Below are 25,206 nucleotides of genomic sequence, written 5' to 3' on the forward strand. Positions count from 1 at the left end.
CGTCTTCCGCGCCGAAGTGGAACAGTGCGCTCGTGCCGCCGCATCCGTTGTCGCACATTCCCCAGAGCGTCTGCGTGGACTCGTCGTAGTCGAGGGCCATGATGCCGCCGAGGCCGGACTCGAGGGTCGCGACGCGACCGGCGCTGCCGTCGTCGAAGAGCGCGTAGGCGTAGACGCCTGCGGTCTCCTCGACGGCGACGAAGAACAGGCCGCCGGCGCCCGGGTAGTTCGCCGAGTCGTACGGGGCACCCGTGTTCTCGTCGAGCAGCTCGCCCTCGAGCTCGCTGTCCGCGACCCACTCGATCGCCTCGATGCCCGTGTTGGCCTCGACCGAAGGGAGGCTTGCGGTCAGGTCCCACTCGGTTGTCGCCACGATCTCGGCGCCCGTCGCGGCTCGGACGTTCACCTCGAGGATCGTGTTCCGGTTCGTCGACTTGACGGAGTTGTCGCGCTCGGCGCCGACGAAGACGGAGTCCGGCCGCTCCGGCGAGAACGTGACGCCCTCGGTGTCCGGGCCCGCCGCATCCGGCTTGCTCGCATCAGCTTGGAAACGCACTCGCTTCGGCGTCTCCCAGCCCTGCGCGGGGGTGACGCCCCCGTCAGCCGTCACCTCGAAGCGGTAGAGCCCGCCCGTGCCGTTCTCGACGGCCCAGAGCGTGCTGCCGTCCGGCGAGTACTGGTAGTCCAGGCCCGACATGTCTTCGGCGAGCGTGATGCCACCGGCGATCGGAGCGACGGCGGCGTCACCCGGCCAGGGCTCGCTGTCGGGAGTCGTGGGACCTGGTGTCTCGGTCGGGGCGTCGGCGCAGGCGTTCGCGCTCCCCTTGGTGACCACCGCGGTCTGGGCGAACTCCCCGGTGCCGTCGGGGCAGCGTCCGTACGTGGTCGCCGCATGCCGGGTCCACGAGTACTGATCGACGACGGTCGTCCCGTCCGTTCCGAACAGCCGCACGCTGTCAGCGCCGCCCAGGCCCAGATCGCTCTCGCCGTCCTCGATCACGAGGTGCGCTCCCGGCGCGACGACCGTGCCGGCCGGGATCGTGTAGCGGTGCGTCGGGTCTTCCGGCGAGTTGTCGGTGAGGACGTAGCCTTCGAGGTCGATCGCCGCCGTTCCCGGGTTCGCGAGCTCGATCCAATCCCCTGGCTCGCCACCGGACGACTCGATCTCATTGATCACGACGATGCCGGGGCCGGAGACGGGCAGCTCAGTCGCGTTCGCGGATGCGGGCACGGCCAGCACCGCACCTCCACCGATCATGAGGGCGACAGCTGCCGCCAGGTTCATTCGTTGTGCTTGCACGCACGCTCCTCTGTTGTGAAATGGCGACCTGGGGGAGCTCAGGCGGGCGTCGCCGCGGGCAAGTCTAGACACCGGGTGGGGATTCGCACCCGTGCCGGATCCCTTCCACGAGACGAATCGCGAATCGTCGTCCTCATTGACGGGAAAAGCGAAGCGCCGACCTCCATTGGAGGTCGGCGCTTCGCGGAACTGCTGCTGCTGCGGCGGTCAGGCTGCCTCATACGTGAGGCAGTCCGCGGCGTCGTTGCCCTGGGCTCCGACGCGGATGGCAGGGGCGCTGCAGGTCAGGTCCTTGTTGAAGCGGCAGTCTGCGGCCTGGCAGGCACCCACTCCTGCGATGACCTTGTCGAGGCCACCCTTGCGGTCGAGGGGGATGAACGTGGCGCAGCCCTCGTCGCCGTCGATCGTCACAGCGGGCGCGTGGCAGCCGTCGTGGTTGAACGAGCATCCGGCGACAGAACAGGTGCTGACGTTGGGGAGATCGAGCAGTGTCATGATGTGCCTCCGTTGTTGGGTTGCCTCAACGGTAGGAGCCCGCGGGCCCCGTATTCAAGCCGACACTGGACTCGATCGTGTCTTCCTGATAAGGGGAGGTTCGCCTTGCTGAGCGGAGCCTTGCCTGCCTCCACGCCCACCCGGCGAGGTCCGGACGAGGCGCGTTATACCTGAGATTTCAGATTGAGGCAAGGTCGGGGTAGACATACCACCAAACGGCGCATACACTCGATGTTTGCGCTTCGTCTCACCATGCCTTCATATTGCGGTCGGCCTGGCAGTGCTTCTCTCACCAACATCTTCGCGGGTCGTCATCGACCGCGTCCGTTGATGATGGGCATGCCTTGTACATCGTGAAACGTGGCGGAACCTCACCGACGACACTACTGGCATCTCGCGGAATCCGCGGGATCGTGGAGGGAACTTCCTTGGCTGCTGCGCGCAACGCATCTCCGACGCCTACGACCGGTCGGAATGCACGCCGACTCTCATTCGCGAAGATCAGCGACACACTCGATGTGCCAGATCTCCTCGCTCTGCAAACCGAATCCTTCGACTGGCTCGTCGGCAACGACGCCTGGAAGCAGCGCCTCGCTCAGGCGCAGGCTGAAGGCCGCACCGACGTCGCTCTCCGCTCCGGCCTCGACGAGATCTTCGAGGAGATCTCTCCGATCGAGGACCTCGGCGAGACGATGCAGCTGAGCTTCACCAACCCGTACCTCGAGCCCGAGAAGTACTCCCTCGAGGAGTGCAAGGAGCGCGGCAAGACGTACTCCGCGCCTCTCTACGTCGAGGCCGAGTTCATGAACCACCAGACGCTCGAGATCAAGACGCAGACCGTCTTCATGGGCGACTTCCCGCTCATGACGAGCAAAGGCACGTTCATCATCAACGGCACCGAGCGTGTCGTCGTCTCGCAGCTCGTCCGCAGCCCGGGCGTCTACTTCGAGCGCACCCCCGAGAAGACCAGCGACAAGGACGTCTTCTCGGCGCGCATCATCCCGAGCCGTGGCGCATGGCTCGAGTTCGAGATCGACAAGCGCGACCAGGTCGCCGTTCGCATCGACCGCAAGCGCAAGCAGTCCGTCACGGTCTTCATGAAGGCCCTCGGCCTGACGACCGAAGAGATCCGCGAGCAGTTCGCCGGGTACGAGTCCATCGAGCTCACGCTCGAGAAGGACGACATCCGCACGAAGGAAGATGCCCTCAAGGACATCTACCGCAAGCTCCGTCCGGGCGAGCAGGTCGCCACGGAGGCGGCGCGCGCTCTCCTCGACAACTTCTACTTCAACTCGAAGCGCTACGACCTCGCCAAGGTGGGTCGCTACAAGATCAACCGCAAGCTCGGCATCGAGTCCGCGATCAGCGAGTCGGTTCTGACCGTCGAGGACATCGTCTCGACGATCAAGTACCTCGTCGCGCTGCACGCCGGCGACGAGAAGTTCGACGGCAAGCGCAACGGCGAGCCCGCCGACATCCGCCTCGACGTCGACGACATCGACCACTTCGGCAACCGTCGCATCCGTGCTGTCGGCGAGCTCATCCAGTCGCAGGTCCGCACCGGACTCAGCCGTATGGAGCGTGTCGTGCGCGAGCGCATGACGACGCAGGAGATCGAGGCGATCACCCCGCAGACCCTGATCAACGTGCGACCAGTCGTCGCCGCGATCAAGGAGTTCTTCGGAACGTCGCAGCTCTCCCAGTTCATGGACCAGAACAACCCGCTCGCGGGTCTCACGCACAAGCGTCGCCTCTCGGCCCTCGGGCCCGGCGGTCTCTCGCGTGAGCGCGCAGGCGTCGAGGTCCGTGACGTCCACCCGTCGCACTACGGCCGCATGTGCCCGATCGAGACGCCTGAAGGCCCGAACATCGGTCTGATCGGCTCGCTCGCGACGTTCGCCCGCATCAACGCCTTCGGCTTCATCGAGACGCCGTACCGCCGCGTCGTCGACACCAAGGTCACGGAGCAGGTCGACTACCTGACCGCGTCCGAGGAAGACGAGTTCGTCGTCGCACAGGCCAACGCGCCCATCGGCGCCGACGGCCACTTCGTCGAGGACGAGGTCCTGGTCCGCCGTAAGGGCGGCGAGGTCGAGCTCGTCCCAGCCGGCGAGGTCAACTACATGGACGTCTCCCCGCGCCAGATGGTGTCGGTCGCGACGAGCCTCATCCCGTTCCTCGAGCACGACGATGCGAACCGCGCGCTCATGGGCGCCAACATGCAGCGTCAGGCCGTGCCGCTCGTCCGCAGCGAGAGCCCAGTCGTCGGAACCGGTATGGAGGGCTTCGCAGCCATCGACGCCGGTGACGTCATCACGGCGAACCGCGCGGGCGTCGTGCAGTCGGTCTCGGCCGACCACGTCGTCCTGCAGCTCGACGAGGGTGGCACCGAGTCCTACTTCCTCCGCAAGTTCGACCGCTCGAACCACGGCACGTGCTACAACCACCGCGTTGTCGTCTCGGCCGGCGAGCGCGTTGAAGAGGGAATGGTCATCGCGGATGGTCCTGCGACGGAGAACGGCGAGCTCGCGCTCGGCAAGAACCTCCTCGTCGGCTTCATGCCGTGGGAAGGCCACAACTTCGAGGACGCCATGATCCTCAGCCAGAACCTGGTGAAGAACGACACCCTCTCCTCGATCCACATCGAGGAGTACGAGGTCGACGCTCGCGACACCAAGCTCGGCAAGGAAGAGATCACCCGCGACCTGCCCAACGTCTCGCCCGAGCTCCTCAAGGACCTCGACGAGCGCGGCATCATCCGCATCGGTGCAGAGGTCCAGCCGGGCGACATCCTCGTCGGCAAGGTCACGCCGAAGGGCGAGACCGAGCTCAGCGCGGAAGAGCGCCTGCTGCGTGCCATCTTCAACGAGAAGAGCCGCGAGGTGCGCGACACCTCGCTCAAGGTCCCTCACGGTGAAGCCGGCACGATCATCCAGGTGAAGGTCTTCGACTCCGAAGAGGGCGACGACGAGCTCGGCTCCGGCGTCAACCAGCGCGTTGTCGTGTACATCGCGCAGGAGCGCAAGATCACCGAGGGTGACAAGCTCGCCGGCCGTCACGGCAACAAGGGCGTCATCGCGAAGATCCTGCCGGAAGAGGACATGCCGTTCCTCGCCGACGGAACTCCGCTCGACATCGTGCTCAACCCGCTGGGCATCCCGAAGCGCATGAACTTCGGCCAGGTGCTCGAGACGCACCTCGGCTGGGTCGCGAAGACCGGCTGGAAGATCGAGGGCGAGCCCGAGTGGGCGAAGAACCTCGTCCCCGAGGCCTACGAGGGAACCCCGGGCGTCAAGCTCGCGACCCCCGTCTTCGACGGCGCGACCGAGGAAGAGCTCACGGGCCTCCTCGACTCGACGCTCAAGACGCGCGACGGCGACCGCCTCATCAACTCGACCGGAAAGACCGTCCTGTTCGACGGCCGCTCCGGCGAGCCGTTCCCGGACCCGATCTCCGTCGGCTACATGTACATCCTGAAGCTGCACCACCTCGTGGACGACAAGATCCACGCGCGTTCGACGGGTCCGTACTCGATGATCACGCAGCAGCCACTCGGTGGTAAGGCGCAGTTCGGTGGACAGCGCTTCGGTGAGATGGAGGTGTGGGCGCTCTACGCGTACGGCGCCGCATACACGCTCCAGGAGCTCCTCACCATCAAGTCCGACGACATCGTCGGACGCGTCAAGGCCTACGAGGCCATCGTCAAGGGCGAGAACATCCAGGAGCCGGGTATCCCCGAGTCCTTCAAGGTTCTCCTCAAGGAGATGCAGTCGCTCTGCCTGAACGTCGAGGTCCTCTCGGCTGACGGCACCGCGCTGAGCCTCCGCGACAACGACGACGAGGCCTACCGGGCCGCCGAAGAACTCGGCATCAACATCTCCAGCCGCTTCGAGTCCTCGTCCGTCGACGAGATCTAAGCCTCCCCGACACGACGAAGACTCATTCTTCACAAGGAGACAACAGCATTGTTGGATGCAACCAAGTTTGATGAACTGCGCATCGGCCTAGCCACGGCAGATGACATTCGCAAGTGGTCGTACGGCGAGGTCAAGAAGCCCGAGACCATCAACTACCGCACGCTCAAGCCCGAGAAGGACGGTCTGTTCGGCGAACAGATCTTCGGCCCTTCCCGCGACTGGGAGTGCGCCTGCGGCAAGTACAAGCGCGTCCGCTTCAAGGGCATCGTGTGCGAGCGATGCGGCGTCGAGGTCACGAAGTCGGCAGTGCGCCGTGAGCGCATGGGCCACATCGAGCTCGCGGCTCCCGTCACGCACATCTGGTACTTCAAGGGCGTTCCGAGCCGTCTCGGCTACCTCCTCGACATGGCGCCGAAGGACCTCGAGAAGGTCATCTACTTCGCCGCGTACATGGTCATCTCGGTGGACGAGGAGGGTCGTCGCGACGACCTCAGCGGCCTCGAGAGCGAGATGCGTCTCGAGCTCAAGAGCCTGAACGACCAGAAGGATGCGGCCATCGCGGCTCGCATGCTCCGCCTCGAAGAGGAGCTCGGTGCTCTCGAGACCGAGGGCGCCAAGGCAGACCAGCTCCGCAAGACGAAGGACGCCGGCGAGAAGGAGATGGGTCAGCTCCGCAAGGGGTTCGACGAGGACATCACCCGCGTCGAGCGCGTCTTCGAGTCGTTCAAGAACCTGAAGGTCGGTGAGCTCAAGCCGGAGGACACCGACTTCCACGAGCTCGTCGACCGCTACGGCGACTACTTCGAAGCCCACATGGGTGCCGAGTCGATCCAGAAGCGCCTGCAGAACTTCGACCTCAAGGCCGAAGGCGAGCTGCTGCGCACCCAGATCGCGGAGGGCAAGGGTCAGAAGAAGATCCGCGCCATCAAGCGCCTCAAGGTCGTCTCGTCGTTCCTCGCAACGGGCAACAGCCCCGCCGCGATGGTCCTCGATGTCGTCCCGGTCATCCCGCCGGAGCTCCGCCCGATGGTGCAGCTCGACGGTGGCCGCTTCGCGACCAGCGACCTCAACGACCTCTACCGTCGTGTGATCAACCGCAACAACCGCCTCCGTCGCCTGCTCGATCTCGGTGCTCCCGAGATCATCGTGAACAACGAGAAGCGCATGCTCCAGGAGTCGGTCGACGCGCTGTTCGACAACGGTCGCCGCGGCCGCCCGGTCACGGGTACCGGCAACCGCGCTCTCAAGTCCCTCAGCGACATGCTGAAGGGCAAGCAGGGCCGCTTCCGCCAGAACCTCCTCGGAAAGCGCGTCGACTACTCGGGCCGTTCCGTCATCATCGTGGGACCGCAGCTGCGCATGCACCAGTGCGGCCTCCCGAAGCAGATGGCGCTCGAGCTGTTCAAGCCGTACGTCATCAAGCGACTGATCGACCTGCAGCACGCGTCGAACATCAAGGCAGCCAAGCGTGCCGTCGAGCGCGCGAAGCCCGAGGTGTGGGACGTGCTCGAAGAGGTCATCCGCGAGCGTCCGGTGCTGCTCAACCGTGCACCCACGCTGCACCGTCTGGGCATCCAGGCGTTCGAGCCGCTCCTCGTCGAGGGCAAGGCGATCCAGCTGCACCCGCTCGTCTGCGCGGCGTTCAACGCCGACTTCGACGGCGACCAGATGGCCGTTCACCTGCCGCTCTCGGTCGAGGCCCAGGCCGAGGCCCGCGTGCTCATGCTCGCGTCGAACAACATCCTCAAGCCGTCGGATGGACGCCCCGTCACCCTGCCTTCGCAGGACATGGTCGCGGGTCTGTACCACCTGACGACGCTGCAGGACGACGTCGAGGGCGCCGGACGAGTCTTCTCGTCCACGGCCGAGGCGATCATGGCGTTCGACCAGGGCTCGCTCGACCTCAACGCTCCGATCAGGCTGCGCCTCACGGGCATCACGTTCGAAGAGGGCAAGGCTCCTGAGGGCTACGTCCAGGGAGAGACCGTGCTCGTCGAGACGACGCTCGGCCGCGCTCGCTTCAACGAGCTGCTCCCGTCCGACTACCCTTACGTCGAGGACACGATGACCAAGGGACGTCTGTCCGGTGTCGTCAACTACCTCGCGGAGCGGTACTCGAAGGACGAGGTCGCCGAGACGCTCGACCGCATCAAGGACTCCGGCTTCTACTGGGCTACCCGCTCGGGCATCTCGATCGCGCTCAGCGACCTCGTGACGCCCGACTCGAAGCGCGAGATCGTCGAGCGCACCGAGGCCGAAGTGGCCGAGCTGCGCAACGAGTGGCAGGTCATGGGCGCGATCTCCGAGCAGGAGTACCGCGAAGAGGTCATCAAGAAGTGGGAAGCTGCAACCGCGCTCGTCGCCGACGAGATGCAGGCGGCCTTCCCGTCGACCAACTCCATCCACCGCATGGTCACGGCAGGCGCAAACGGCAACTGGCTGCAGGTTCGCCAGATCGCCGGTATGCGCGGCCTGGTCGCCAACCCGAAGGGTGAGACCATTCCTCGCCCGATCGTGCACTCGTACCGCGAGGGCCTGACGGTTGCCGAGTACTTCATCTCGACCCACGGTGCCCGCAAGGGTCTGGCCGACACGGCTCTCCGTACGGCCGACTCCGGCTACCTGACTCGTCGACTCGTCGACGTCTCGCAGGACGTCATCATCCGTGAGGACGACTGCGGCACCGCTCGTGGCCTCGACATCCAGATCGCCCACATCACGGATGGCGGCGAGATCGTCGTCGACGACAACGTGGAGAACGCGGTCTACGCCCGCAGCATCTCGGTCGACGCAGTGGACGCCGACGGCAACGTCGTCGCCGCTGCCGGCACCGACATGGGCGACGTCGTCATCGACCAGCTCATGGACGCAGGCATCACCGAGGTCAAGATCCGTTCTGTCCTCACGTGCGAGTCCAGCGTCGGCGTCTGCGCAGCGTGCTACGGCCGCTCGCTTGCCACCGGCAACCTCGTCGACATCGGTGAGGCCGTCGGCATCATCGCGGCACAGTCCATCGGCGAGCCCGGTACCCAGCTCACGATGCGCACGTTCCACTCCGGTGGTGTGTCGAGCGCTGGTGACATCACGCAGGGTCTGCCGCGTGTCCAGGAGCTCTTCGAAGCCCGCACCCCGAAGGGCGCATCGCCGCTCGCCGAGGCCGCTGGTCGCATCGAGATCCAGGACACCGACAAGTCGCGCAAGATCGTCCTCATCCCGGACAACGGCGACGAGCCGCACATCTACCCGGTGCTGAAGCGCGCTGAGCTCCTCGTCGAGGACGGCCAGCACGTCGAGCACGGCCAGCAGCTGCACGAGGGTCCCATCGACCCGAAGGACGTGCTGCGGGTCAAGGGTGCTCGCGAGGTGCAGAAGTACCTCGTCAGTGGTGTGCAGGGCGTCTACCGTTCGCAGGGTGTGCCGATTCACGACAAGCACATCGAGGTCATCGTCCGCCAGATGCTCCGCAAGATCACGGTCATCGACCACGGCGAGACCGACATGCTGCCGGGTGAGCTGGCTGATGGACAGCGCTTCGCGTCCATCAACCGCGCAGCGGTCATGTCGGGCCGCAAGCCCGCGACCGGCCGTCAGGAAGTCATGGGAATCACGAAGGCGTCGCTCGCGACCGAATCGTGGCTGTCGGCCGCTTCGTTCCAGGAGACGACCCGCGTGCTCACGCAGGCCGCCATGGAAGCGACGACCGATCCGCTGGTCGGCCTCAAGGAGAACGTCATCATCGGTCGCCTCATCCCGGCTGGTACTGGTCTCACCAAGTACCGCGAGATGTCGGTCGAGCCGACCGACGAGGCTCGCGCCGAGCGCTACCCGTTCGGCGCAGACGAGGGCAGCTTCGACGAGAACGACCTCACGTTCGTCGACTTCGAGGCCTTCTCGAGCGATGACTTCGGCGGTTCCAACTTCAGCTAGCCCTGAAGTCGCGTCGGCTCGCCGACGCACCAGTGCGAACGCCCCCACCCGTCACGGGTGGGGGCGTTCGCGCGTCTGCGGCTTGTCACCGGGAAGAAGCGAGCCTGCGGCCCTAACGTTGGCTCCATGAGTGACGACACGCGCGCGCCTCGCCAGCCCTCGGATGACGGCCACGAGCCGGAAGCAGGCGGCGGAGCCGGCGAACCCCGAGAGCTTCCCGACCCCCAGGATCGGCTGGAGGCCGCGCTCGCTCGCAGCCGCGGCATCGGCGAGGACGGCGAGGTGCCGTCCGGTGAGGTGCTCGCGGGGGATGACCTCGCGTTCGACGGTCGGGCGGAAGCGCCGACCGATCCCGCGCTCGCGCCTCAGGAAGACGTCAGGGTCGCCTTCGCGGATCCCCTCGCGACCGACGGCACCGACCCGAACGCGACGGTGGGCCTCGATCGGGAGGAGCTCGCGGCCGTGCTCGCCGACGGACCGCGTCCAGGCGCACCTGCAGGTGCGGCAGCCGACACCGAGCAGACAACGGAGGTCGACGGCGAGTCTGCTTCGACGTCTGACACGGTGCCGTCCGCGCCGGAGGCCGGTGCTGATGGCCACGCTGGACCAGAAGATGCCTCGGCGTCGGAGGACGTGCCGGTCATGGAACGCGAGAACGCCGAAGGGGATGACGCCGCGGACTTCCCGGTGACCGAACCGGTTCCCGCCCAGGACCTCGCGGCTGACGCGCTTGGCGCCGCCTCGGTCTCGGCCATCACGGTGGACGCCGCCGGATCTGCCACTGCGCCTGACGAGGAGCGTGAGTCTCCGCGCCGCACCCTCGAGATAGACCGCACAGCTGCCCGTGTCGCGGCCTCGAGCGCAGCCCGCCCATCGGCGCAGGCAGCGGTCGATCCGGAACCGTCTGACGACCATCAGGCCCTCGACGGGGCCACCCCTGTCGCGGGGGAGGTCACGCGTGCGGACGTGGTCGTGACGGAGACGGTCACCGAGCAGCTCGCCGAGGACGGGGAGACCGTGGAAGCGGTCACCGTCACGGAGCGAGTGGACGTCCTCGACGAAGCAGATGCAGCAGCTGTGACCCACGTGCCGACCGAAGACGCGGCTGACGCTGACGCCGACGCCGACGCCGACGCCGACGCCGACGCCGTCCTCGAGACGGATGCCGCGGACCGTCCCGAAGCCGCACCGACGGTCGAGTCGACGCACGCGACCGACGAGCGCCTGGACACCGACTCCGCCAAGCCGGACGCCGACGCGTCCGCCACGCAGGCAGACGACGACTCGACGTTCGCGCCACTCCGACTCTCCGCACCGACGGACAGCGACGACCTGGCCCCGGTGAAGCCGAAGAAGCGCGGGAACCGGATGTTCGCGGTGTTCGTCGCCCTGGTCGCCTCGGTGGTGTTCGCAGCCCTCTACCTGCTGGCCTTCGCCCTGCTGCGGACGGCGTTCAACACGGGGCTCGACCCCATCGGCGAGGCCTCCGAGTTCGCGATCACCGCGGCCTTCACGGTTCCCGTCACGGTCTTCGCCGCGTTCGGCGTGCTGTGGGCACTGATCGTGAACCGCGCCGGCTGGTGGGCCTACGTCCTCGGCGGGTTCCTGGCAGCGGTGCTCGTGGCGGCCGGCTACTACTTCGGAGCGGCTCTCCAGCAGCACCTCGCTGACGGGCTCCCCATCACGAGCATCCAGCTCGACGAGGTCCTCGCGAAGTTCAGGGCCTCCGAGCATCTGCTGTCCGCGCTGGTCGCTGCGATCGCGGCCAGGGAGGCCTTCACCTGGGTGGGCGGCATCGCCGCGGCTCGAGGGCGACGGGTGTCGCGAGCCAACCGCAGGGCGAAGCTCGGGTACGAGAAGCGCATGGCGGAGCGCTCCGCCGAGACCGCGGATGCGAACGGAGTGGCCGAGTGAGCGGTGACCAGCTGCGCAGACTCACGCTGCCGAGCGCCGACTTCCCGGCCTTCCCCGAGGTGGCGATCGACGTGCCCGCCGGGTGGGAGCCGCTGCAGTGGGCTGGCTCGGTGCTCGGTGCGCGGCACCTCGTCGCGACGAACGGCTTCAACCCGAATGTGCTCGTGACGATCGAGCGGTGGCCTGGCACCGTCTCGCACGAGGATGCGCTGACAGTGCTGCGTCAGCGCATCACGCAGGGCGGCGGCAAGGAGCGCCTCGCCGAGTCCGGCACGGAACCACAGCTCATGCACTACGTCGAGTCGACGCAGCGGGACCCGAGGCTGGGCGGGCTCGAGGTCCGCTCGAAGATGGTCGTCCTGCATCGCGGGCCGCTCACGGAGATCGTCACCGCGGTCGGCACGAGCACGGCCGCCCAATCGGCGCACATCGGCAAGGACATCGCGGTGATCGTCCGCGGACTCCAGGTCGAGCTCGCGGCCTGACCTGGACGGCAGCGGTCCCATGATCGAACGCCACGACGCGGAGCTCCCTCCCGACCCGGGTTCGACCTGGGGGAGGGCCGTCACGTGGGGAGCCGTCAGCAGCCTCGTCTTCGCCTCCCTGGTCATAGCAACCTGGGGCTTCGTCGCCCTCGGCCTGGACCGCGACGTCATCGACCTGCCCGGTGTGAGCGTGCTCGTGGCCCCGCTCGCTGTGGCGGCAGGAACGGTCGTGGTGGCCGCCTCCGTGGCGCTGGCGCTCCGCAGACGGTACCGAGGCAGGCCGGGCGTGCTCTGGCTCGCCGCCCCCGGGAGCATCCTCGCCTGGCTCGCCTTCGCGATCGCGGCCGGCATCGCAGCCACGGGGTCCCGAGCAGAGGCCGGAGACCCGGACGCCATCTCACCGCTCCCGAGCCAGGTCGCCATCGGGCTCTCCGTGGGCCCCTTCGGGCTCTCGATCGTCCCCCTGGCGGCGCTCGTCATCCTCGCGGCGGTGCTCTCGACGTCACGGCCGACGCGGCCCGGTCGGGGTCCCGCTTGACCCTGCAAAACTGACGGGGTAGGATTTTTCGGTGCGCGCGCCCTGTCGCGCCCAAAACCGTGCGAACGCTGAAACTGCGAAGAATCTGCAGCGAAGCGCGCAACTGTAAGCAACGCCAGTCGCCTCGACTGCCACCGCTTCACCAACCAGCGATACCAGAGATTTTGTACCGCCGGTCGGTTATCAAGAGGCAAACAGTGCCTCGTAGGCACAGGAATCGTGCTTACCACGATCACGCAGTACAAAACCAAGGAGATTATTCGTGCCAACAATTCAGCAGTTGGTCCGCAAGGGCCGCCGCCCCAAGGCGTCGGCGTCCAAGACGCCAGCCCTGAAGGCCAACCCTCAGCAGCGCGGGGTTTGCACCCGCGTCTACACCACGACGCCCAAGAAGCCGAACTCGGCGCTCCGTAAGGTCGCTCGTGTCAAGCTGTCGAACGGCACCGAGGTGACCGCCTACATCCCAGGTGAGGGCCACAACCTCCAGGAGCACTCGATGGTGCTCGTCCGTGGCGGTCGTGTGAAGGACCTCCCGGGTGTGCGGTACAAGATCGTCCGCGGTGCACTCGACACCCAGGCAGTGAAGAACCGCAAGCAGGCTCGCAGCCGTTACGGCGCGAAGATGGAGAAGAAGTAATGCCACGTAAGGGTCCAGCCCCCAAGCGCCCCGTGGTCGCCGACCCCGTGTACGGCGCCCCCATCGTCAGCCAGCTCGTCAACAAGATCCTGCTTGACGGCAAGAAGGGCCTCGCAGAGCGCATCGTGTACGACGCGCTCGAGGGCGTTGCCGCCAAGTCGGACCAGGACGCGGTCGCGACCCTGAAGAAGGCGCTCGACAACGTGCGCCCCACGCTCGAGGTCCGCTCGCGTCGCGTCGGCGGCTCGACGTACCAGGTCCCGGTCGAGGTCAAGCCTCACCGTGCCAACACGCTCGCACTGCGCTGGCTCACGAGCTACGCGAAGAACCGTCGCGAGAAGTCGATGACCGAGCGCCTCACGAACGAGATCCTCGACGCATCCAACGGCCTCGGTGCCGCGGTGAAGCGCCGTGAAGACACGCACAAGATGGCCGAGTCCAACAAGGCCTTCGCGCACTACCGCTGGTAATCCAGCAGCTGGTAGCCCTCACCACTCTCGCTTCAATCCTTTCGGAGGACACCCGTGGCACAGGACGTGCTTACTGACCTGAACAAGGTCCGCAACATCGGCATCATGGCGCACATCGATGCCGGCAAGACGACAACCACCGAGCGCATCCTGTTCTACACCGGTGTCAACCACAAGCTCGGCGAGACGCACGATGGCGCCTCGACGACGGACTGGATGGAGCAGGAGCAGGAGCGTGGCATCACGATCACCTCGGCTGCTGTGACGTCGTTCTGGAAGAAGAACCAGATCAACATCATCGACACGCCCGGTCACGTCGACTTCACCGTCGAGGTGGAGCGCTCGCTCCGCGTCCTCGACGGTGCAGTCGCCGTGTTCGACGGCAAGGAGGGTGTCGAGCCCCAGTCGGAGACCGTCTGGCGCCAGGCCGACAAGTACGACGTTCCGCGCATCTGCTTCGTCAACAAGATGGACAAGCTCGGCGCTGACTTCTACTTCACGGTCGACACGATCGTCAACCGCCTCGGCGCGAAGCCGCTCGTGATCCAGCTCCCCATCGGCGCTGAGAACGACTTCATCGGCATCGTCGACCTCGTCGAGATGAACGCCAAGGTCTGGCCGAGCGACTCCAAGGGTGACACCACCCTCGGTGCCGCCTACGAGACCCTGGAGATCCCGGAAGACCTCAAGGAGCGCGCGGACGAGTACCGCACGAAGCTCCTCGAGGCTGTCGCCGAGACCGACGACGAGCTCATGGAGCGCTTCTTCGCGGGTGAGGACATCTCGATCCCCGAGATCAAGGCGGCCATCCGCAAGCTCACCGTCACGAGCGAGATGTACCCCGTGCTCTGCGGCTCCGCGTTCAAGAACCGCGGCGTCCAGCCGATGCTCGATGCAGTCGTGGACTACCTTCCGTCGCCGCTCGACGTTCCTGCCGTCATCGGCATGAACCCGCGCGACGAGTCGGAGGAGCTCACACGTCGTCCGAGCGCCGACGAGCCGTTCGCTGCTCTCGCCTTCAAGATCGCCGTGCACCCGTTCTTCGGTCGACTGATCTACACGCGCGTCTACTCGGGACACGTCCCGTCCGGCGCGCAGGTGGTCAACTCCTCGAAGGGCAAGAAGGAGCGCATCGGGAAGATCTTCCAGATGCACGCCAACAAGGAGAACCCGGTCGAGTCGATGACCGCGGGACACATCTACGCCGTCATCGGCCTCAAGGACACCATGACCGGTGACACCCTGAGCGACCCTGACAAGCAGATCGTCCTCGAGTCGATGACCTTCCCGGAGCCCGTCATCGAGGTCGCCATCGAGCCGAAGACCAAGGCCGACCAGGAGAAGCTCGGAACGGCCATCCAGAAGCTCGCCGAGGAAGACCCGACGTTCCGCGTCATGCTCGACCAGGAGACCGGTCAGACGGTCATCAAGGGCATGGGCGAGCTCCACCTCGACATCCTCGTCGACCGCATGAAGCGCGAGTTCAAGGTCGAGGCGAACGTGGGCAAGCCCCAGGTCGCCTACCGCGAGACGCTCACGAAGGTCGTCGAGAAGTTCGACTACACCCACAAGAAGCAGACGGGTGGCTCCGGCCAGTTCGCAAAGATCCAGATCAAGCTCGAGCCGCTTGAGATGGACGCGGACAAGACCTACGAGTTCGTGAACGCCGTCACCGGTGGTCGCGTTCCTCGTGAGTACATCCCATCCGTGGATGCTGGCATCCAGGATGCGATGCAGGTCGGCGTCCTCGCCGGCTACCCGATGGTCGGCGTCAAGGCGTCGCTCCTCGATGGTGCTGCGCACGACGTCGACTCCTCGGAGATGGCGTTCAAGATCGCGGGCTCGATCGCGTTCAAGGAAGCAGCTCCCAAGGCCGGTCCCGTCATCCTCGAGCCGCTCATGGCGGTCGAGGTCCGTACTCCTGAGGAGTACATGGGCGACGTGATCGGCGACCTCAACTCGCGCCGCGGCCAGATCCAGTCGATGGAAGATGCCAGTGGTGTGAAGGTGGTGCGTGCACTCGTGCCGCTGTCGGAGATGTTCGGATACATCGGAGACCTGCGCAGCAAGACCTCTGGTCGCGCCGTGTACTCGATGACGTTCGAAACGTACGCCGAGGTCCCCAAGGCTGTTGCCGAGGAGATCATCCAGAAGAACCGGGGCGAGTAGCCCGAACCTGCTCGGGTGACGCAACGCGTCGCCCGAGCGGGTAACATTCATCACTGAAAACCCGGAAGTCATTCTGCGTCATTCGCGGACTGGCACCAACGACGTCCTAGGAGGACCACAGTGGCTAAGGCCAAGTTCGAGCGGACCAAGCCGCACGTAAACATCGGAACGATCGGTCACGTCGACCACGGCAAGACCACGCTCACCGCAGCGATCTCGAAGGTGCTTGCTGACAAGTACCCTTCGGCGACCAACGTGCAGCGTGACTTCGCGTCGATCGACTCCGCTCCGGAAGAGCGTCAGCGCGGTATCACGATCAACATCTCCCACGTCGAGTACGAGACGCCCAAGCGTCACTACGCTCACGTCGATGCTCCGGGTCACGCCGACTACATCAAGAACATGATCACGGGCGCTGCGCAGATGGATGGCGCAATCCTCGTAGTTGCCGCAACCGACGGCCCCATGGCTCAGACGCGTGAGCACGTGCTGCTCGCGAAGCAGGTCGGCGTGCCGTACCTGGTCGTCGCGCTGAACAAGGCCGACATGGTTGACGACGAGGAGATCCTGGAGCTCGTCGAGCTCGAGGTTCGCGAGCTCCTCTCGAGCCAGGACTACCCCGGCGACGACGCACCTGTCGTTCAGGTCTCGGGCCTCAAGGCGCTCGAGGGCGACGAGAAGTGGGCCGAGAAGATCGTCGAGCTCATGCAGGCTGTCGACGACAACGTGCCGGAGCCCGTCCGCGACAAGGACAAGCCGTTCCTCATGCCCGTCGAGGACGTCTTCACGATCACCGGTCGTGGAACCGTCGTCACGGGTCGCGCCGAGCGTGGCACGCTCTCGATCAACTCCGACGTCGAGATCGTCGGCCTCCGCCCGACCGTCAAGACGACGGTCACGGGTATCGAGATGTTCCACAAGCAGCTCGACGAGGCCTGGGCCGGTGAGAACTGTGGTCTGCTCCTCCGTGGCACCAAGCGTGAGGACGTCGAGCGCGGTCAGGTCATCGTCGCTCCCGGTTCCGTCACGCCGCACACGAACTTCGAGGGAACCGCATACATCCTCTCGAAGGACGAGGGTGGCCGTCACAACCCGTTCTTCACGAACTACCGCCCGCAGTTCTACTTCCGCACCACGGACGTGACCGGCGTCATCACCCTGCCCGAGGGCAAGGAAATGATCATGCCTGGTGACACCACGGACATGACCGTCGAGCTCATCCAGCCGATCGCCATGGAAGAGGGCCTCGGCTTCGCGATCCGTGAGGGTGGCCGCACCGTCGGCGCCGGCACGGTGACGAAGATCAACAAGTAAGCTTCCAGCTCACTGCAGAGTGGGGTCGGACCTTCGGGTCCGGCCCCATTTTTGCGTTCTCCGCGTCCGAACGGCTCGTGACTGCTCGCGGGTCGTCACCGCAGCTCACCGATTCGGGAACCGGGTTAGAATCAGAAACCGTGTGACGAGCGAAGCTCCGCAGCCTCTCGATCCCCTCCGATGAGCTCCTCGACGCACGAGCGGAGGAACGCCCACCGCCTCAGCGCAGCCCCAGGAGCTCGACGAATGTCCGTACGCGCAGAACGCCCCACGAGCGCGACCGCTCGGTCTGCGCCGAACCGCTACCGCACCGACATCCAAGGGCTGCGGGCGATCGCGTCCCTCCTCGTCGCGTCGTTCCACATCTGGTTCGGCACCGTCTCCGGCGGCGTCGACCTCTTCTTCGTCCTCGGCGGATTCCTGCTGGCCACGACCCTCGTCGGTGAACTCGAGCGTCGGGGGAGCATCCGAGCCTGGCAGTACGTCAAGCGCACGGCCACACGCCTGTTCCCCATGGCCGGTCTCGTCCTCCTCGTCGTCGCAGTCGTTCTCCTGCTGACGGCCCCGGCGCTGTCCTTCCAGCGCAATGTCACCGACCTGTTCGCCGCCGCCACCTACTGGGAGAACTGGCGACTCGCCGGCGACGCGACCGACTACATCGCTGCGGGCCACGACAAGTCAGCGGTCCAGCACTTCTGGGCCATGTCGGTGCAGGGCCAGTCCACGCTGATCCTGCTGGGGTTCGTCCTGCTGCTCGGCGCCGTCGCGAAGCTAGCGAAGTGGCCCGTGCGGCGCGTGGCCATCGTGGGGTTCGCGCTGCTCACCGCAGCTTCCTTCGCTTACGCCCTCAACGGGGTGGCGGTCGACCCGGTCCCGACGTACTACAGCACATGGGCCCGCCTGTGGGAGTTCGGGATCGGGGCCGTCGCCGCGCTCGTCATCACGCGGATCCACCTGCCGAAGACGCTCCGGGCGATCGTCGGCAGCCTGGGTCTCGCGCTCGTGCTGACCGCAGGTCTCCTGCCGAGCTCCTGGCCGTATCCGGGACTCATCGCGCTCTACCCGGTCGGCGGGGCGCTGCTCGTCCTCATCGCCGGGGCGTCGGGAGACCCTGCTGGAGGCAACCGACTGCTGACCTGGAGGCCCCTGGTCTGGCTCGGCGGCTTCTCGTACGGGCTGTACCTCTGGAGCTGGCCGATCCTCAAGCTGTTTGTCGAGGTCTTCCCAGACCGAGCTGAGCCGGTCTCGTTCTTCGATGGGCTGCTCCTCCTCGCCGTCTCGATCGCCATCGCGTGGGCGACCTCCCGCGGGCTCAAGCTCCTGGGGAGGATCAGGAACCCGCTCGCCCAGATCGATGCGACTGCCCCGAAGTGGAAGCCGAACCCGAGGCTCATCACCTCCGTCACCGTTCCCCTGGTCGCACTCCTCGCCTTCATCGGCGTCCAGGTCGCTCCGCAGGTCCACGAGGACGCCATCGAGGCGATCGAACTCGCGCCTGCCGTCGACAACCTCGACGAGCTCTCGGCGGTCATCGCGGATGCGATCGCAGATCCCACCGTCCCGGACGGCAGGCTTCTCAGCGGAGCGGAAGCGCGCAGCGAAGAGTGGGAGCTGGACGACTGCGTGTCGGTCGCGTCGGACGAAGCGGTTGATCGCTGCGCCTACGGAAGTCCGGATGCGGAACGCGAGGTGTGGATCGTCGGGGACTCCCAGGCCGTGACCTGGGCGCCCGGATTCCGAGACGCCCTCGGCGAGGACACGAAGCTGCAGCTCATGGGGCTGTCGATGTGCCCGTTCACCTCCGGAGCTGGACTGGACAGCATCGATCACTACCGGGAGACGTGTGAGGGACACAACTCCTGGGTGATCGAACAGGCGACTGAGCGTCTCCCGGATGTGGTCGTGGTCACGTACGGTGCCTGGTGGGTCGGTGACGGATACGAGCACCTCGGCGACGACGTCGGAGCGGACCTCGGACGGGGCAGCAGCGACTACGTGAGAGCCCTCACCGATCTCGGCATCGAGGTCGTCTGGCTCGATTCGGTACCGCCGACGCAGGACCTCGACGAGTGCATGGAGGCGTCGACGGTCTCGGAGGCAGCCAGGGCCTGCGAGACGCCGTTGGGCGACGAGCGCCAGCAGCGCGTCGACGAGCTCGCGACCGAGATGGGGGAGTCCGGTGCGGATGTGGTGCCCACGACAGCCTGGTTCTGCGACCTCGACCTGGCGTCGTGCCCGAGCGTGGTCGCCGGGACTCCGGTTCACAGCGATCCGACGCACATCGGCAGGCAGTACTCGCTCTACCTGTCGAAGGTCATCGCGGACCGAGTTCTGGCCCCGCACGGCTTCTGAGCCACCGATCTCGACGGCGCGACACGCCCGGGTTGCAAGAACAGGTCCGTCCGGTCTAAACTCGGTGAGTTCAGTATTTCGGGGCCCGGCGCTAGTCGTGTGTTCGAATCACTGCCCGGAGAGTGCATAAGCGCCCCGCGTCGCAAGACGCCTGGTGTGCAGCTTAGGCCACCGGCAGCAGAGCAAAGCTCCGGCCAAAGGACAACACCTCACCGAGGTCGAGTCCGGAAGGCCGTCCATCAGCTTGAGTACACTCCTGTGCTCCGAGCAGGTGAACTTGACAGAAAAACAGTGGTGCGAATCCCGGCGTGAAGACGCCACGGGGTTGCATGCGAAGCCGCAATGGCGGCACGTCATTGAGAGAGAGAGTCAACCATGGCGGGACAGAAGATCCGCATTCGACTGAAGTCGTATGACCACGAGGTCATCGACAGCTCGGCGCGCAAGATCGTCGACACCGTAACCCGTGCTGGCGCCTCCGTCATCGGTCCGGTGCCCCTGCCTACCGAGAAGAACGTGATCGCCGTGATCCGTAGCCCTCACAAGTACAAGGACAGCCGCGAGCACTTCGAGATGCGCACCCACAAGCGTCTGATCGACATCGTCGACCCGACGCCGAAGGCCGTCGACTCGCTCATGCGTCTCGACCTTCCGGCCGACGTCAACATCGAGATCAAGCTCTAGGGAAACACATGTCTACCGCTACCAAGACGTTCAAGGGACTGCTGGGCACGAAGCTCGGCATGACCCAGGTCTGGGACGCTGACAACCGTCTCGTCCCCGTCACGGTCATCCAGGTGAGCACCAACGTCGTCACCGAGATCATGACCGTCGAAAAGAACGGCTACGAAGCCGTCCAGATCGCCGCAGGCGCCATCGACCCGCGCAAGGTGAACAAGCCGGCCGCCGGCAAGTTCGCAGCAGCGGGCGTCACGCCGCGCCGTCACATCACCGAACTCCGCACCGCTGACGCAGCGACGTACACGATCGGTCAGGAGCTCGGCGCAGACACGTTCGAGCCCGGCACCAAGATCGACGTCGTCGGCACCAGCAAGGGCAAGGGCTTCGCCGGTGTCATGAAGCGTCACAACTTCTCCGGTGTCGGCGCATCTCACGGTGCCCACAAGAACCACCGTCGCCCCGGCTCCATCGGTGCCTCCGCGACCCCCAGCCGTGTCTTCAAGGGCACGCGCATGGCTGGCCGGATGGGTGGCGACCGCGTCACCGTCCAGAACCTCACGGTTCACGCAGCCGACGCCGAGAAGGGCATCCTCCTCGTCAAGGGTGCTGTCCCCGGCCCCAAGGGTCGTCTCGTTTTCGTTCGCAACGCAGTGAAGGGGGCCTAGTTTCCTATGGCAACCAAGATTGACGTCACCGACGCAGCCGGCAAGAAGTCCGGCACGGTCGAACTGCCTGCCGCCATCTTCGACGCGCAGACCAACGTCCCGCTGATCCACCAGGTTGTCGTCGCACAGCGTGCAGCTGCTCGTCAGGGCACGCACAAGACGAAGAACCGTGGAGAGGTCTCCGGCTCAGGCCGCAAGCCGTTCAAGCAGAAGGGCACAGGCCGCGCCCGTCAGGGTTCGGTCCGCATGCCGCAGCACAAGGGCGGTGGCATCGTCCACGGGCCGACGCCGCGCGACTACTCGCAGCGCACCCCCAAGAAGATGATCGCAGCAGCCCTCATCGGGGCACTGAGCGACCGCGCACGCGGTGGCCACCTGCACATCGTCGACTCCCTCGTCACGGGTGAGAAGGCCTCGACCAAGGTCGCAGCAGCAGCAATCGCGAAGGTCGCGGCAGGACGCAACATCCTCGTCGTCCTCGATCGCAGCGATGAGCTCAGCCTCCTGAGCGTGCGCAACCTCCCGGCGCTCCACGTCCTGTTCGTTGACCAGCTCAACGCCTACGACGTGCTCGTCTCGGACGACATCCTCTTCACGAAGGCTGCCTACGACGCGTTCGTCGAGAGCAAGACCAGCAAGGAGCAGGGCGCATGAGCGCAAACAACAAGGACCCGCGCGACATCATCTTCGCGCCGGTGATCTCCGAGAAGAGCTACAGCCTGATCGACCAGGGCAAGTACACCTTCGAGGTCGACCCTCGTTCGAACAAGACCGAGATCAAGCTCGCCATCGAGCAGATCTTCGACGTCAAGGTCGACAAGGTCAACACCTTGAACCGCACGGGCAAGACGCGCCGCACCCGCTTCGGGCTCGGCAAGCGCAAGGACACCAAGCGCGCCATCGTCTCGCTCAAGTCCGGCACCATCGACATCTTCTCGAACGCCGGTTAATCGAGAGCACAGAGGACGAATTCACATGGCTATTCGCAATTACAAGCCCACGACGCCTGGCCGTCGTGGAGCCTCGGTGTCCGAGTTCACCGAGATCACGCGCTCGACTCCCGAGAAGTCGCTGCTCCGCCCCCTGACCAAGTCGGGTGGCCGCAACAACCAGGGACGCATCACGACCCGTCACATCGGTGGTGGCCACAAGCGCCAGTACCGCGTCATCGACTTCCGTCGCAATGACAAGGACGGCGTGAACGCCAAGGTCGCTCACATCGAGTACGACCCCAACCGCACCGCTCGCATCGCGCTGCTGCACTTCTTCGACGGAACCAAGCGCTACATCCTGGCTCCGAACAAGCTCAAGCAGGGCGACATCGTCGAGTCGGGCGCTGGCGCCGACATCAAGCCGGGCAACAACCTCCCGCTGAAGAACATCCCGACCGGTACGGTCATCCACGCCATCGAGCTCCGCCCAGGCGGCGGCGCGAAGATGGCGCGCTCGGCCGGAGCATCCGTCCGCCTCGTCGCGAAGGACGGCCCCTACGCCCAGCTGCGTCTGCCGAGCGGCGAAGTCCGCAACGTCGACGTGCGCTGCCGCGCGACGATCGGCGAGGTCGGCAACGCCGAGCAGTCGAACATCAACCTGGGCAAGGCCGGCCGCAAGCGCTGGCTCGGCGTTCGTCCCACGGTCCGTGGTGTCGTCATGAACCCGGTCGACCACCCGCACGGTGGTGGTGAAGGTCGCACCTCCGGTGGACGTCACCCGGTGAGCCCCTGGGGTAAGCCAGAAGGCCGCACCCGTCGCCCCAACAAGGAGAGCGACAAGCTCATCGTCCGCCGTCGCCCTGCCGGCAAGAAGCGTAAGTAGGAGATCAGAAGATGCCTCGCAGTCTCAAGAAGGGCCCCTTCGTCGACGAACACCTCTTCCAGAAGGTGGTCAAGCAGAACGAAGCTGGCTCGAAGAACGTCATCAAGACCTGGTCGCGCCGATCGATGATCGTGCCGGACATGCTCGGACACACCATCGCCGTGCACGACGGTCGCAAGCACATCCCCGTGTTTGTCACCGAAACCATGGTCGGCCACAAGCTCGGCGAGTTTGCACCGACCCGCACCTTCCGTGGACACGAGAAGGACGACAAGAAGGGTCGTCGCCGCTAACGCGGCGACGTGAAGGAGGAAAATATGGTGGAGTCAACCGCACGCGTGCGGCACATCCGCGTCACCCCTCAGAAGGCTCGTCGCGTCGTCAACTTGATCCGCGGCAAGCAGGCGCTCGAAGCGCTCGCAATCCTGAAGTTCGCACCTCAGGGTGCCTCTGAGCCGGTCTACAAGGTCGTTGCATCAGCAATCGCCAACGCACGAGTCAAGGCGGACAAGGACAGCGAGTTCCTTGACGAGCGCGACCTCTACATCGCCAAGGCGTTCGTAGACGAGGGTGCAACCCTCAAGCGCTTCCGTCCGCGTGCACAGGGACGAGCATTCCGCATCAACAAGCGCACAAGCCACATCACGGTTGTGCTGGCGACGCCGGAGCTCGCCGAGGCCGAGAAGGGGAGCAGCAAGTAATGGGCCAGAAGATCAATCCGTACGGCTTCCGTCTCGGAATCACGACCGACCACGTCAGCCGCTGGTACGCAGACTCGACCAAGCCGGGTCAGCGCTACAGCGACTACGTCAAGGAAGACATTCGCATCCGCGAGTACCTCCAGAAGTCGCTCGACCGTGCAGGCGTCTCGCGCATCGAGATCGAGCGCACACGTGACCGCGTTCGCGTCGACATCTACACGGCTCGCCCCGGCATCGTCATCGGACGACGCGGAGCCGAGGCCGAGCGTATCCGCGCCGACCTCGAGAAGCTCACGGGCAAGCAGATCCAGCTGAACATCCTCGAGGTCAAGAACCCCGAGGCTGACGCTCAGCTCGTCGCGCAGGGCATCGCCGAGCAGCTCTCTGCTCGCGTCGCCTTCCGCCGTGCAATGCGCAAGGGCCTCCAGGGCGCTCAGCGTGCAGGTGCCAAGGGCATCCGCATCCAGGTCTCGGGCCGCCTCGGCGGCGCTGAGATGAGCCGCTCGGAGTTCTACCGCGAGGGACGCGTTCCGCTGCACACGCTCCGCGCCAACATCGACTACGGCTTCTACGAGGCCAAGACCACGTACGGTCGCATCGGTGTCAAGGTGTGGATCTACAAGGGCGACATGACCAACAAGGAACTCGCCCGCGAACAGGCCAACCAGAAGTCGTCCCGTGGGGACCGTAACGACCGCTCCCGCCGTGGCCCGCGCCGCGACAACGAGAAGCAGGTCGCCGCAGGAGTTGAGGCGTAACCATGTTGATTCCACGTCGAGTCAAGCACCGTAAGCAGCACCGCCCGGACCGCAGCGGCATGTCGAAGGGTGGCAACACCGTCTCGTTCGGCGAGTTCGGCATCCAGGCGCTCACGCCGTCCTACGTCACGAACCGTCAGATCGAGGCAGCTCGTATCGCGATGACCCGCCACATCAAGCGTGGCGGCAAGGTCTGGATCAACATCTACCCGGACCGCCCGATGACCGCCCGCCCCGCCGAGACCCGCATGGGTTCCGGTAAGGGTGCAGTCGACTCCTGGGTCGCGAACGTCAAGCCCGGCCGCGTCCTCTTCGAGGTCGCCGGCGTCAGCGAGGAGCTCGCTCGCGAGGCCCTCACACGCGCCATCCACAAGCTGCCGCTCAAGGCACGCATCATTTCGCGCGAGGAAGGCGAGTAATCATGGCGATTGGTACCAAGGAGCTCGCCACCACCGAGCTCGACAACTTCGAAGACGGACGTCTCGTCGAAGAGCTCAAGAAGGCGAAGGAAGAGCTGTTCAACCTGCGCTTCCAGGCCGTGACCAACCAGGTCGAAGAGCGTGGACGCATCCGTCAGGTCAAGCGCGACATCGCGCGCATCTACACGGTGATCCGCGAGCGTGAGCTCGGGATCCGCGCAACCCCGGCCCCGGTCGAGAAGCCGGCCAAGAAGTCGAAGGCCACGAAGGCTTCGAAGAAGGCCGAAGCCCCTGAGGCTGCGCCCGAGGCTGAGAACGAGGAGACCAAGTAATGGCTGAAAGCACGACACAGCCCGAGGCAACGGAAGAGGCGCACGAGCGCAACTACCGGAAGACCCGGCGCGGCTACGTCACGAGCGACAAGATGGACAAGACCATCACCGTCTCGGTCGAAGAGCGCGTCAAGCACCCCCTCTACGGCAAGGTGCTCCGCCGCTCGAGCAAGGTCAAGGCGCACGACGCCGACAACCAGGCCGGCATCGGCGACCTCGTCCTGATTGCAGAGACCCGTCCCCTCAGCGCTACCAAGCGCTGGCGCCTGGTCGAGATCCTGGAGAAGGCGAAGTAGGCCTCGCCTCTTCGACCGCTC

The 25,206-nt window shown here is 65.7% G+C and carries 23 protein-coding genes; 21 read left to right on the forward strand and 2 right to left on the reverse strand.

Annotation, left to right across the window (positions count from 1 at the left end; genetic code table 11):
• Positions 1–1,300 (reverse strand): lamin tail domain-containing protein (locus ACQFZP_RS00005; RefSeq protein ID WP_211889959.1); only part of this gene is annotated, 1,300 nt, incomplete at its 3' end.
• Positions 1,301–1,507: 207 nt separating this feature from the next.
• Positions 1,508–1,795, reverse strand: a complete 288-nt coding sequence (locus tag ACQFZP_RS00010; RefSeq protein ID WP_104254046.1) for a DUF1540 domain-containing protein — start codon at positions 1,793–1,795, stop codon at positions 1,508–1,510.
• Between the two features lie 428 nt (positions 1,796–2,223).
• Here ACQFZP_RS00010 and ACQFZP_RS00015 point away from each other — a divergent pair, with 428 nt between their 5' ends.
• The 21 genes from ACQFZP_RS00015 (at position 2,224) to rpsQ (ending at position 25,185) form a co-directional block, all read left to right on the forward strand.
• The gene (locus ACQFZP_RS00015; RefSeq protein WP_104254045.1) at positions 2,224–5,712 is read left to right on the forward strand and encodes a DNA-directed RNA polymerase subunit beta; all 3,489 of its coding nucleotides are present in this window, start codon (positions 2,224–2,226) and stop codon (positions 5,710–5,712) included.
• Between the two features lie 48 nt (positions 5,713–5,760).
• Positions 5,761–9,639, forward strand: a complete 3,879-nt coding sequence (locus ACQFZP_RS00020) for a DNA-directed RNA polymerase subunit beta' (protein WP_104254044.1) — start codon at positions 5,761–5,763, stop codon at positions 9,637–9,639.
• Between the two features lie 126 nt (positions 9,640–9,765).
• Positions 9,766–11,553, forward strand: coding sequence for a hypothetical protein (locus tag ACQFZP_RS00025; RefSeq protein WP_211889960.1), 1,788 nt, complete (start codon positions 9,766–9,768; stop codon positions 11,551–11,553).
• Entirely contained in the window at positions 11,550–12,038 is a 489-nt protein-coding gene (locus tag ACQFZP_RS00030) for a hypothetical protein (protein ID WP_211889961.1), read from the forward strand. Before ACQFZP_RS00025 ends, ACQFZP_RS00030 begins: the two co-directional genes overlap by 4 nt.
• Before the next feature lie 19 nt (positions 12,039–12,057).
• A complete protein-coding gene (locus tag ACQFZP_RS00035; RefSeq protein ID WP_104312719.1) occupies positions 12,058–12,576 on the forward strand; it encodes a hypothetical protein in 519 nt (172 codons plus the stop codon).
• Between the two features lie 262 nt (positions 12,577–12,838).
• The gene (gene rpsL / locus ACQFZP_RS00040) at positions 12,839–13,213 is read left to right on the forward strand and encodes a 30S ribosomal protein S12 (protein WP_068479306.1); all 375 of its coding nucleotides are present in this window, start codon (positions 12,839–12,841) and stop codon (positions 13,211–13,213) included.
• Positions 13,213–13,683 (forward strand): 30S ribosomal protein S7, encoded by a 471-nt coding sequence (rpsG, locus tag ACQFZP_RS00045; protein ID WP_104254040.1) that lies wholly within the window; start codon positions 13,213–13,215, stop codon positions 13,681–13,683. The genes rpsL and rpsG overlap by 1 nt, the downstream gene beginning before the upstream one ends.
• 54 nt (positions 13,684–13,737) lie before the next feature.
• Positions 13,738–15,852, forward strand: a complete 2,115-nt coding sequence (fusA, locus tag ACQFZP_RS00050) for an elongation factor G (protein WP_104312718.1) — start codon at positions 13,738–13,740, stop codon at positions 15,850–15,852.
• Positions 15,853–15,972: 120 nt separating this feature from the next.
• Positions 15,973–17,166: an elongation factor Tu gene (tuf, locus tag ACQFZP_RS00055; RefSeq protein ID WP_068479300.1), complete on the forward strand. Its 1,194-nt coding sequence runs from the start codon at positions 15,973–15,975 to the stop codon at positions 17,164–17,166.
• Positions 17,167–17,412: 246 nt separating this feature from the next.
• The gene (locus ACQFZP_RS00060; protein ID WP_211889962.1) at positions 17,413–19,518 is read left to right on the forward strand and encodes an acyltransferase family protein; all 2,106 of its coding nucleotides are present in this window, start codon (positions 17,413–17,415) and stop codon (positions 19,516–19,518) included.
• Positions 19,519–19,893: 375 nt separating this feature from the next.
• Positions 19,894–20,202 (forward strand): 30S ribosomal protein S10, encoded by a 309-nt coding sequence (rpsJ, locus tag ACQFZP_RS00065; RefSeq protein ID WP_068479296.1) that lies wholly within the window; start codon positions 19,894–19,896, stop codon positions 20,200–20,202.
• A gap of 8 nt (positions 20,203–20,210) precedes the next feature.
• Positions 20,211–20,864 (forward strand): 50S ribosomal protein L3, encoded by a 654-nt coding sequence (rplC, locus tag ACQFZP_RS00070; protein ID WP_104254037.1) that lies wholly within the window; start codon positions 20,211–20,213, stop codon positions 20,862–20,864.
• A 6-nt stretch (positions 20,865–20,870) separates the two neighbouring features.
• Entirely contained in the window at positions 20,871–21,518 is a 648-nt protein-coding gene (gene rplD, locus ACQFZP_RS00075; RefSeq protein WP_104254036.1) for a 50S ribosomal protein L4, read from the forward strand.
• Positions 21,515–21,814, forward strand: a complete 300-nt coding sequence (gene rplW / locus ACQFZP_RS00080; protein ID WP_068479290.1) for a 50S ribosomal protein L23 — start codon at positions 21,515–21,517, stop codon at positions 21,812–21,814. Before rplD ends, rplW begins: the two co-directional genes overlap by 4 nt.
• 25 nt (positions 21,815–21,839) lie before the next feature.
• On the forward strand, positions 21,840–22,679 hold the full coding sequence (gene rplB / locus ACQFZP_RS00085) for a 50S ribosomal protein L2 (protein ID WP_104312716.1): 840 nt from the start codon (positions 21,840–21,842) through the stop codon (positions 22,677–22,679).
• Positions 22,680–22,690: 11 nt separating this feature from the next.
• Positions 22,691–22,972: a 30S ribosomal protein S19 gene (rpsS, locus tag ACQFZP_RS00090; RefSeq protein ID WP_068479286.1), complete on the forward strand. Its 282-nt coding sequence runs from the start codon at positions 22,691–22,693 to the stop codon at positions 22,970–22,972.
• 24 nt (positions 22,973–22,996) lie between these two features.
• Positions 22,997–23,380 carry a 50S ribosomal protein L22 gene (rplV, locus tag ACQFZP_RS00095; RefSeq protein WP_104254034.1) on the forward strand — a complete coding sequence of 128 codons (384 nt, stop codon included), beginning with the start codon at positions 22,997–22,999 and terminating at the stop codon, positions 23,378–23,380.
• Positions 23,380–24,138 (forward strand): 30S ribosomal protein S3, encoded by a 759-nt coding sequence (gene rpsC / locus ACQFZP_RS00100; RefSeq protein WP_068479282.1) that lies wholly within the window; start codon positions 23,380–23,382, stop codon positions 24,136–24,138. The genes rplV and rpsC overlap by 1 nt, the downstream gene beginning before the upstream one ends.
• Before the next feature lie 2 nt (positions 24,139–24,140).
• Positions 24,141–24,557, forward strand: a complete 417-nt coding sequence (gene rplP, locus ACQFZP_RS00105) for a 50S ribosomal protein L16 (protein WP_068479279.1) — start codon at positions 24,141–24,143, stop codon at positions 24,555–24,557.
• Positions 24,558–24,559: 2 nt separating this feature from the next.
• Complete coding sequence (gene rpmC, locus ACQFZP_RS00110) at positions 24,560–24,889, forward strand: 50S ribosomal protein L29 (protein WP_104254033.1); 330 nt, start codon at positions 24,560–24,562, stop codon at positions 24,887–24,889.
• On the forward strand, positions 24,889–25,185 hold the full coding sequence (gene rpsQ, locus ACQFZP_RS00115) for a 30S ribosomal protein S17 (RefSeq protein WP_104254032.1): 297 nt from the start codon (positions 24,889–24,891) through the stop codon (positions 25,183–25,185). Before rpmC ends, rpsQ begins: the two co-directional genes overlap by 1 nt.
• Positions 25,186–25,206: the final 21 nt, after the last annotated feature.

The sequence above is a fragment of the Pseudoclavibacter sp. Marseille-Q434 genome, from assembly GCF_050315415.1.
Taxonomy (GTDB): domain Bacteria; phylum Actinomycetota; class Actinomycetes; order Actinomycetales; family Microbacteriaceae; genus Pseudoclavibacter.

What these genes read in the sequence shown, in the direction of transcription:
- ACQFZP_RS00010 (WP_104254046.1), bottom strand. Translation starts at nt 1,795, where the DNA reads ATGACACTGCTCGATCTCCCCAACGTCAGCACCTGTTCTGTCGCCGGA.
- ACQFZP_RS00025 (WP_211889960.1), top strand. Translation starts at nt 9,766, where the DNA reads ATGAGTGACGACACGCGCGCGCCTCGCCAGCCCTCGGATGACGGCCAC.
- ACQFZP_RS00035 (WP_104312719.1), top strand. Translation starts at nt 12,058, where the DNA reads ATGATCGAACGCCACGACGCGGAGCTCCCTCCCGACCCGGGTTCGACC.
- rpsG (WP_104254040.1), top strand. Translation starts at nt 13,213, where the DNA reads ATGCCACGTAAGGGTCCAGCCCCCAAGCGCCCCGTGGTCGCCGACCCC.
- ACQFZP_RS00060 (WP_211889962.1), top strand. Translation starts at nt 17,413, where the DNA reads ATGTCCGTACGCGCAGAACGCCCCACGAGCGCGACCGCTCGGTCTGCG.
- rpsJ (WP_068479296.1), top strand. Translation starts at nt 19,894, where the DNA reads ATGGCGGGACAGAAGATCCGCATTCGACTGAAGTCGTATGACCACGAG.
- rplC (WP_104254037.1), top strand. Translation starts at nt 20,211, where the DNA reads ATGTCTACCGCTACCAAGACGTTCAAGGGACTGCTGGGCACGAAGCTC.
- rplD (WP_104254036.1), top strand. Translation starts at nt 20,871, where the DNA reads ATGGCAACCAAGATTGACGTCACCGACGCAGCCGGCAAGAAGTCCGGC.
- rplW (WP_068479290.1), top strand. Translation starts at nt 21,515, where the DNA reads ATGAGCGCAAACAACAAGGACCCGCGCGACATCATCTTCGCGCCGGTG.
- rplB (WP_104312716.1), top strand. Translation starts at nt 21,840, where the DNA reads ATGGCTATTCGCAATTACAAGCCCACGACGCCTGGCCGTCGTGGAGCC.
- rpsS (WP_068479286.1), top strand. Translation starts at nt 22,691, where the DNA reads ATGCCTCGCAGTCTCAAGAAGGGCCCCTTCGTCGACGAACACCTCTTC.
- rplV (WP_104254034.1), top strand. Translation starts at nt 22,997, where the DNA reads ATGGTGGAGTCAACCGCACGCGTGCGGCACATCCGCGTCACCCCTCAG.
- rpsC (WP_068479282.1), top strand. Translation starts at nt 23,380, where the DNA reads ATGGGCCAGAAGATCAATCCGTACGGCTTCCGTCTCGGAATCACGACC.
- rplP (WP_068479279.1), top strand. Translation starts at nt 24,141, where the DNA reads ATGTTGATTCCACGTCGAGTCAAGCACCGTAAGCAGCACCGCCCGGAC.
- rpmC (WP_104254033.1), top strand. Translation starts at nt 24,560, where the DNA reads ATGGCGATTGGTACCAAGGAGCTCGCCACCACCGAGCTCGACAACTTC.
- rpsQ (WP_104254032.1), top strand. Translation starts at nt 24,889, where the DNA reads ATGGCTGAAAGCACGACACAGCCCGAGGCAACGGAAGAGGCGCACGAG.